The organism is Streptomyces sp. NPDC001002, assembly GCF_053599215.1.
Map to the genome: position 1 here is coordinate 1 of NZ_JBSFLV010000250.1, position 8,100 is coordinate 8,100.

General features: G+C 72.4%; 9 protein-coding genes and 1 pseudogene. 5 read left to right on the forward strand and 5 right to left on the reverse strand.

Features of this window, described 5'->3' with window-relative positions:
- The 5 genes from ACWDR3_RS46420 to ACWDR3_RS46440 form a co-directional block, all read right to left on the reverse strand.
- A partial coding sequence (locus ACWDR3_RS46420; RefSeq protein WP_450358737.1) for a dihydrodipicolinate synthase family protein occupies window positions 1–465 on the reverse strand: 465 nt, incomplete at its 3' end.
- A 7-nt stretch (window positions 466–472) separates the two neighbouring features.
- On the reverse strand, window positions 473–1,978 hold the full coding sequence (locus ACWDR3_RS46425) for an FAD-dependent oxidoreductase (RefSeq protein ID WP_450358738.1): 1,506 nt from the start codon (window positions 1,976–1,978) through the stop codon (window positions 473–475).
- Window positions 1,935–2,279 (reverse strand): (2Fe-2S)-binding protein, encoded by a 345-nt coding sequence (locus ACWDR3_RS46430; protein ID WP_450358739.1) that lies wholly within the window; start codon window positions 2,277–2,279, stop codon window positions 1,935–1,937. Before ACWDR3_RS46430 ends, ACWDR3_RS46425 begins: the two co-directional genes overlap by 44 nt.
- A complete protein-coding gene (locus ACWDR3_RS46435) occupies window positions 2,276–3,442 on the reverse strand; it encodes an NAD(P)/FAD-dependent oxidoreductase (RefSeq protein ID WP_450358740.1) in 1,167 nt (388 codons plus the stop codon). Before ACWDR3_RS46435 ends, ACWDR3_RS46430 begins: the two co-directional genes overlap by 4 nt.
- A gap of 196 nt (window positions 3,443–3,638) precedes the next feature.
- A complete protein-coding gene (locus tag ACWDR3_RS46440) occupies window positions 3,639–4,070 on the reverse strand; it encodes a DUF6299 family protein (RefSeq protein WP_450358741.1) in 432 nt (143 codons plus the stop codon).
- Window positions 4,071–4,341: 271 nt separating this feature from the next.
- On the opposite strand from ACWDR3_RS46440, the gene ACWDR3_RS46445 reads away from it, so the two are divergent.
- From ACWDR3_RS46445 to ACWDR3_RS46465, 5 genes and pseudogenes are all read left to right on the forward strand, one after another.
- On the forward strand, window positions 4,342–4,530 hold the full coding sequence (locus ACWDR3_RS46445) for a DUF5999 family protein (protein WP_450358742.1): 189 nt from the start codon (window positions 4,342–4,344) through the stop codon (window positions 4,528–4,530).
- Between the two features lie 216 nt (window positions 4,531–4,746).
- Complete coding sequence (locus ACWDR3_RS46450; protein WP_450358745.1) at window positions 4,747–6,459, forward strand: AMP-binding protein; 1,713 nt, start codon at window positions 4,747–4,749, stop codon at window positions 6,457–6,459.
- A 15-nt stretch (window positions 6,460–6,474) separates the two neighbouring features.
- The gene (locus ACWDR3_RS46455) at window positions 6,475–7,293 is read left to right on the forward strand and encodes a PaaX family transcriptional regulator (protein ID WP_450358743.1); all 819 of its coding nucleotides are present in this window, start codon (window positions 6,475–6,477) and stop codon (window positions 7,291–7,293) included.
- Window positions 7,294–7,405: 112 nt separating this feature from the next.
- Complete coding sequence (cysC, locus tag ACWDR3_RS46460; RefSeq protein ID WP_450358744.1) at window positions 7,406–7,957, forward strand: adenylyl-sulfate kinase; 552 nt, start codon at window positions 7,406–7,408, stop codon at window positions 7,955–7,957.
- Window positions 7,954–8,100: pseudogene (locus ACWDR3_RS46465) on the forward strand (sulfate adenylyltransferase subunit CysD); the annotation flags it as partial. The gene cysC and the pseudogene ACWDR3_RS46465, both read left to right, overlap by 4 nt.

Here is an 8,100-nt window from a genome sequence, read left to right on the forward strand (position 1 = left end):
GGTGTCGTGCGGGTTGTTGTAGGCGACGATGTCGATGCCGACCTCGGCGACGGCGGTGTAGTGCGCGCGCACCGAACGCTCGTCGGCGCGATAGGAGTTGGGGGGCAGCAGCATGACGGCGGCGCACCCCGCCTCCTTGGCCTGCCGGGCCCACCGGGCGGCCTCGGCGGAACCGTAGGCGGAAACACCGGGCATGACCTTGTCGCCGCCGATGGCCGCGACGGCGGTCTCGACGACCCGGGCGCGCTCCTCCTCGGTGAGCACCTGGTACTCACCGAGCGAGCCGTTGGGGACGACCCCGTCACAGCCGTTCTCGACGAGCCACCGGCAGTGGTCCGCGAACCCGTCGAAGTCGACGCTCAGGTCGTCGTGCAGGGGGAGGGCGGTGGCGACGAGGACACCGCGCCAGACGGGGTGGGAGCGGGAGTTGGGGTGGGACTCGGGGTGAGGGGGCGTAACGGTCATGGAAGCCTCAGCTTTCTGGCGGGGTGTCATATATCGCTGACGGTGGGTGGGTTGATGGGCCAGGGGGCATCGGCCATCTCAGGGCCCCCTCCGGTTCCCGGGCCAGCACCTCCAGCGGTACCGGCCGAGCGAAGGGCCGCTTGGCCGGTCCCGGCGCGCAGCCCGCGACGCCGGCGACTCCGGGCGCGCAGATCCGGCCCTGGCACCAGCCCATTCCGGCGCGGGTGAGGAGTTTGACGCTACGCAGATCCGTGGCGCCGAGTTCGGCGGTGGCCGTGCGGATCGCACCCGCCGGAACCTCCTCGCAGCGGCAGACGACGGTGTCGTCGGTGACCTGGTCCACCCAATGAGCGGGCGGGGCGTAGGCGGCGGCGAGGGCGGAGGAGAAGTCGCGCATCCGGGCCCGAGTGCGGGCAGCCGCCGCCCAATCGGCCGGCCGGGGTTCAACTCCCTTGAGGCGGGCGGCGATCGAGTGCCCGGCGATCTCACCCTCGGCGAGCGCCAGCACCGCTCCCCCGATCCCGGTGGCCTCACCGGCCGCCCACACACCGTCGACGTCAGTTCGCTGCTCGGCGTCGGTGACCACGAACGGATCACCGCTGACGTCGATCGCGCAGCCGAGGGACTCCGCGAGGTCGGTGTGCGCGAGCATGCCGTGCCCGACGGCCAAGGTGTCGCAGCCGATCCGCCGCTCGGTGCCGGGCCTGACCCGGCCGGCGGTGTCGAGCGCGGCGACGGTGACGGCCTCGACGCGATCGGTGCCGCGAGCCGCCACGACGGTGTGACGGACCATCACCGGCACTTTGTGACGCAGGAGTTGAGAGGCGTACCCCGCCGCCTCGACGACCTTGCCCGGGTGCGCGGCGAGGGTCGCCGCGTGCCGTACGAAACCGGCGGGGCGTACGGACTCGACGTACGCGACGACGTCGGCGCCCGCCGCGGCGAGCCCGGCCGCGACCGGCATCAGCAGCGGGCCGGTGCCGGCGACGACCACCGAGCGCCCCGGCAGAACGAGCCCGCCCTTGAGCATGGCCTGGGCCCCGCCCGCGGTGACCACTCCGGGGAGCGTCCAGCCGGGGAAGGGCAGCACCTTCTCGTAGCCGCCGGTGGCCAGCAGGATGGCATCGGCGGTGACCGTCTCCGAGGTCTGCTGGTCGGGGCCGAGCAGGGCGTGCACGCCGAAGCCTCGATCACCGAACTCCGGTTCCACGAACCAGACATGACGATCCGCCAGGTGGACGATGCGGCCTGCCTCGACATGGGCGGCGAGTCGGTCCCGCAGCGCCTCCCAGGTGCCCCACGCGTGATGCAGCGCCTGTGGTCTGCGGGCGCCGAGCCCCACCGCGGGCTGCCGGTAGAACTGCCCGCCCGCCTGCGCGCCCGCGTCCAGCAGCACGACCCGTACGCCCTGGTCGGCAGCCGTGAGCGCGGCGGCGAGCCCGGCGGGGCCGGCGCCGATCACGGCGAGGTCAGCCCTGGTCATGGCCTGCGTCGTCCCGGGCGAGGTCGTCATGGCCGGTGCCCTCCTGCGTGCGGATCGTGTCGCCGGGGTGGACCGGGACGAGGCAAGCCCGTTGGTTCGGGCGGTCGTTGACGGTGATCAGGCAGTCGAAGCAGACTCCGATACCGCAGAAGACTCCGCGCGGCGAACCACTCCCCCGGGTTCCGCGCCAGGACGTGATGCCGGCCGTCCAGAGCACGGCGGCGACGGTCTGGCCGGGCAGAGCGTCGATCTCACGGCCGTCGAGGGTGACGGTGAAGGCCGGTCCGGGGTGGGCCCGGGCCAGCTCCAGCGGGGTCTCGCCTCTTCTCATTCCCCCTCCTCGAAACGGTCCGGGCGGAACGGTGTCAGGTCGAGGTCCGGTGTCCGGTCGGTCAGCGTCTGGGCGATCAAGTGCCCGGTGCCGACGGCGAGTCCGATGCCCGCGCCCTCGTGGCCGCAGGCGTGGTGGAGTCCCGGCACTCGGGGGTCGGGCCCGATGGCCGGCAGATGGTCGGGCAGATAGGGCCGGAAGCCGAGGTAGCCGCGCATCGCGTGCACCTTGCCGAGCATCGGGAAGAGCGCGGTGCCCTGCGCGGCCAGCCTGCGCACGACCGGGAGCGAGAACGTCCGGTCGAAGCCCACCCGTTCGCGACTCGCCCCGATCAACACCGGGCCCGCGTCCGTGCTTTCGACGACCGCCGAGGACTGGAGCCCCGCGTCCCCGCTGGCGACGTCGGCCACGTAGTCGGCGGCGTACACCTTGTGCCGGATCACCCCGCGCGGCAGCGGCTCGGTGACCAGGACGAAGCCGCGGCGCGGCAGCACCGGCAGGTGGACTCCGGCCAGCGCGGCGACCTCGCCGCCCCAGGTGCCGGCCGCGTTGATGACGGCCGGGGCGTGCAGGTCGCCGTGTGCGGTCCGTACGCCGCGTACCGAGCCGTCCTTCGCGCGCAGGATGTCGGTGACGGCGGTGCCGGTGCGCAGGTCGGCGCCGGCGCGCCGGGCCGCTCGTACGACATGGGCGGCGGCCAGGGTCGGCATCACCTGGCAGTCCTCGGGGTAGAGCACGCCGCCCGCGAGTCCGGGGGCCAAGTGCGGTTCCAAGTCGGGGAGTTGGTCGGCGGTGACGAGCCGTGCGTCGACTCCGGCCGTCCGCTGTCCGGCGGCGAAGTCGGTCAGTGCGGACATGCCCTCGGGCGAGGAGGCGACGACGACTCCGCCCTTCGGCTCGAACTCCACTGCGGCGCCGAGGCCGGGTTCGGCGGCGAGGTCGGCCCAGAGGCGTCGGGAGAGGAGGGCCAGGTCGAGTTCGGGGCCCGGTTCCTTGTCGGAGACGAGCAGGTTGCCCTCGCCGGCTCCGGTGGTGCCGCCGGCCACGGGGCCGCGGTCCACGATGAGGGTCCGCAGGCCCGCCCGAGCCGTGTAGAGGGCGCAGGCCGCACCCACCATGCCGGCCCCGATGACTACGACGTCGCAGGTCAGTGGGCTGCTCACGCCAGTACAATGTCACATGTTTCTGTCCTCGCCAAGGGGTCGTACGCGGACCCCGGTGGCCGAGGGACCCCCCCTCCGCCACCGGGAGCCGGGCGGGTCGCCCCGGGGAGCCGGGCGGGCCGACCCGCCCACCGGGGCCACGCGGCGGACCGCCCGCCGGCCGTCAAATCTCCGTCAACTGCCCGTCAACCGCCCGTCAGCTCTCCATCAGCGTGACGTCCTCGCGCTGGGCCGCGTGGAAGCGGGGCAGCGGCAGGCCGCCCTGGGCGTTGAGTTCCATCAGCGTCGCCTCGACGTTCGCCGCGCCGGGTGCGAGCTTGTCCGACGAGCTCGTGCCGGTGTTCTGCCAGCGGTGTTCCATGCCGTCGCACACGGCGCGGGTGCCGCCGATGCCGTGACGGACGTTCGGGGAGCTCTGCGCGACCGAGGAGCTGACGAAGACCGGGCCGTTGCCGCCGAGACAGCGGTAGGTGCCGGAGAGGGTGACCGTGCCGTCGGGGGCGATGTACCCCGTCGGGTCGACGGTCACGGTCTCGAAGGGGTCGGCGGACGCGGGCGCGGCGGGAGCGGCGGCCAGCAGGAACAGCGCGGCGCAGGCGGCGGTGCGGATCGCGGGACGCAGAGACACGGGGAAACCTCCTGAGTGTGGGGGCTCCACTGGTACCGGGCGCGCAGGCCCGCGGCCGTGATCGTCACTCCTTCGGTGGCGAGTCCACACCGTTGGTCACGCCCGTCACCCCTTCGGTGGCGAGTCCGCACCGACGGTCGTGGAACCGTCCGGGAGTTGTCCGCGTGTTGTCACGCTTCCCGGCGCGCGGTTCCGATGAGTTCACGGCGGGAGGATGGTCTCTTCTATGGGGACGCCGACCGGCGGAACCCCACCGACCTGGAGGTGCGACATGTGTTCCCACCAGCTTTCGAGCTCTTCCTCCGACAACAGCGCCGCGCATGTCGTCGCCGCCCACCCCGAACAGGGCTGGAGCCTGCTCTGCGACGGGGCGATCGTGTTCGACGACTCCGGCGAACTGACCCCCGACGGCCGCGCGGTCGCCCCGCACCGGATCGCTTCGCTGACGATGGCGGCCTGAGTCACGCCGATGCAGTCGCGGGCGCGGTAACAGCACCGCCGCCCCGCCCCCGTACGACTCCCCAGCGGGCGCCACCGAGCGGCCCCGGCCAGTTCGAGCGACACTGCGAACACCGCCGGCCCCCTTGCGTCCGCACCCCTCCTCCCGCTTCTCCCGTGCCCCTCCGCCCCGCGGACGCACAGCCTCCCCGCCCCCGGCGGTATCGCGCCCCGTTGACTGTCGTCACCAAGGCGATACGCTCGATGCGCGAGCCCACACCCCGCCCATCAGGCAAGGGGGCGTACCGCCATGATCGACTCGGCGCATGTCGACACCTTCGCGCGTGACCACCTCCCGCCGCGCGAGGAGTGGCCGGAGCTGCTCTTCGACCTGCCGGAGCTGAGGTACCCCGATCGGGTGAACTGTGCCGCCGAGCTGCTGACCGGCCCGGACGCCGACAGCCCGGCCTTCCACACCCCCGCGGGACCCTCCTGGACGTACGACGAACTGCGCGCCCGCGTCGACCGGCTCGCGCATGTCCTGACCGGCGACCTCGGTGTGGTCCCGGGGAACCGGGTGCTGTTGCGCGGACCGACCACCCCGTGGCTCGTGGCCTGCTGGCTGGCGGTGCTGAAGGCGGGCGCGGTCGCCGTGACGGTGCTGGCGCAGCAGCGGCCGCACGAGCTGGCCACGATGTGCGGGATCGCCGACATAGGGCACGCCCTGTGCGACATACGGGCCGTCGACGACCTCGCCAAGGCGGAGATACCGGGGCTGCGCATCACGACGTACGGCGGTGACGCCCCCGACGACCTCCTGAACCGTCCGGCGCCCGAGACCCCGTATCCGACGGTCGAGACCGCGGCCGACGACGTCGCGCTGATCGCGTTCACCTCCGGCACCACCGGCCGCCCGAAAGGGTGCATGCACTTCCACCGGGACGTGCTCGCCATAGCCGACACCTTCTCGAAGCATGTGCTGCGGCCGCGCCGGGACGACGTCTTCGCGGGGAGTCCGCCGCTCGGCTTCACCTTCGGGCTCGGCGGTCTTGTGATCTTCCCGATGCGGGCCGGCGCGAGTGCGCTGCTGCTCGAACAGGCGGGCCCCAAGCAGCTGTTGCCCGCGATCGCCGCCCACCGGGTCTCGGTGCTGTTCACCGCGCCGACCGCCTACCGCGCGATGCTCGGCGAGGTCGACGCGTACGACGTCTCGTCGCTGCGCCGTTGCGTCTCCGCCGGCGAGAACCTGCCCGCCGCCACCTGGCAGGCGTGGCGGGACCGGACCGGGCTGCCGATCATCAACGGCATAGGCGCCACCGAGCTGTTGCACATCTTCATCTCCGCCGCCGACGACGACATCAGGCCCGGCACGACGGGGAAGCCGGTGCCGGGGTGGCACGCGCGGGTGCAGGACGCGGACGGAACGCCGGTGCCCGACGGGGAGCCTGGGTTGCTCGCCGTGCAAGGTCCGGTCGGCTGCCGGTACTTGGCCGACCCACGCCAGCGGGTGTACGTGCGCGGCGGCTGGAACGTCACCGGCGACACGTATGTGCGCGAGAGCGATGGGTACCTGCGATTCGTCGCCCGCGCCGACGACATGATCATCTCGGCCGGGTACAACATCGCGGGACCCGAGGTCGAGGACGCGTTGCTGCGTCACCCGGACGTGGTCGAGGCGGCGGTCGTGGGGCGGCCCGACGAGGCCCGCGGTCAGGTGGTGGTGGCCTACGCCGTCCTCAAGGAGGGCGCCGAACGGGACGCCGAGGCACTGCGCGCCTTCGTCAAGTCCGAGCTGGCGCCGTACAAATGCCCGCGCGAGATCGTGTTCCTGGACGCGCTGCCGCGCACGGCCACCGGAAAGCTCCAGCGGTTCAGACTGCGCATCGAGGATCGGTCGGGAGATCGCGCCGAAGATCACTCCGGTATTGACACCGATGGTGACCAGCAGTGATGTCGACGACCTAAGATGATCAACGTGTCCGACCAGCCTGCCCCACGGTCTCTCATCGTCACGCTCTACGGCGCGTACGGCCGCTTCGTGCCGGGCCCCGTGCCCGTCGCCGAACTGATCCGGCTGCTCGCCGCGGTCGGCGTGGACGCGCCCTCCGTACGCTCCTCGGTGTCCCGGCTCAAACGGCGCGGACTGCTGCTGCCGGCCCGCACGGCCCAGGGCACGGCGGGGTACGAACTCTCCGCGGAGGCACGCCAGTTGCTCGACGACGGCGACCGCCGCATCTACGCCGAGGTGCCGCCCGAGGACGAGGGCTGGGTGCTCGCCGTGTTCTCCGTACCGGAGTCGGAGCGGCAGAAGCGGCACGTCCTCCGCTCCCGTCTGGCAGGACTCGGCTTCGGCAGCGCGGCCCCGGGTGTGTGGATCGCCCCGGCCCGGCTGTACGAGGAGACCCGGCACACCCTCGTACGCCTGCGGCTCGACCCGTACGTCGACCTCTTCCGCGGCGAGCACCTCGGCTTCGCGCCCACCGCCGAGGCCGTCGCCCGCTGGTGGGACCTGGCCGCCATCGCCAAGGAGCACGACGCGTTCCTCGACCGCCACGCGCGCGTGCTGCGGGACTGGCAGGGGCGCCCGGCGTCCGACACCCGGCCCGAGGAGGCCTACCGCGACTACCTCCTCGCCCTGGACTCCTGGCGTCACCTCCCGTACATCGACCCCGGCCTGCCCGCCCGGCTGCTCCCCGAGGACTGGCCGGGGGCGCGCTCGGCGGCGGTGTTCCGGGGACTGCACGAGCGGCTCAGGGCCGCGGGGGCCGGTTTCGCGGGCGTATGAGAGGCGCCCCATGAGTCACTCAGGTAAACCTCAGGCTCCTTAACACCTCCTCTCAGACTTCTTACCTACCGTTCCAGGCGTCGCACGCCGGTAGGAAAGAGGACTGTTGCGCATGACCACCACGCCAAGGACTCAGGGAGCCACGGTCTGGCTGACGGGGCTGCCGAGCGCGGGCAAGACGACGATCGCCCGTCACCTCGGGGATCGGCTGAAGGCCGAGGGGCATCGCGTGGAGGTCCTGGACGGTGACGAGATACGCCGCTTCCTCTCCGCAGGACTCGGCTTCTCCAGAGAGGACCGCAACACCAATGTGCAGCGCATCGGCCTGGTCTCCGAGGTCCTGGCGCGCAACGGCGTCCTGTCCCTCGTCCCGGTCATCGCGCCGTACACCGACAGCCGCGAGGCCGTGCGCAAACGGCACCAGGCCAGCTCGACGCCGTACATCGAGGTGCATGTGGCGACCCCGGTCGAGGTGTGCAGCAAGCGGGACGTGAAGGGGCTGTACGCCCGCCAGGCCGCGGGGCAGTTGACCGGGCTGACCGGTATCGACGACCCGTACGAGCCGCCCTTCGACCCGGATCTCGTGCTGCCGACGCAGGTGCAGACGCCCGAGGAGTCGGCGGACGCGGTGCACGCGCTGCTGGCGGAGCGGGGGTTGGTGTGAACGCGGCGCCGCCCGCGACGGGCTTCAACCTCTCCCATCTGGACGCCTTGGAGTCCGAGGCGGTGCACATCTTCCGCGAGGTGGCGGGCGAGTTCGAGCGGCCGGTGATCCTCTTCTCCGGCGGCAAGGACTCCATCGTCATG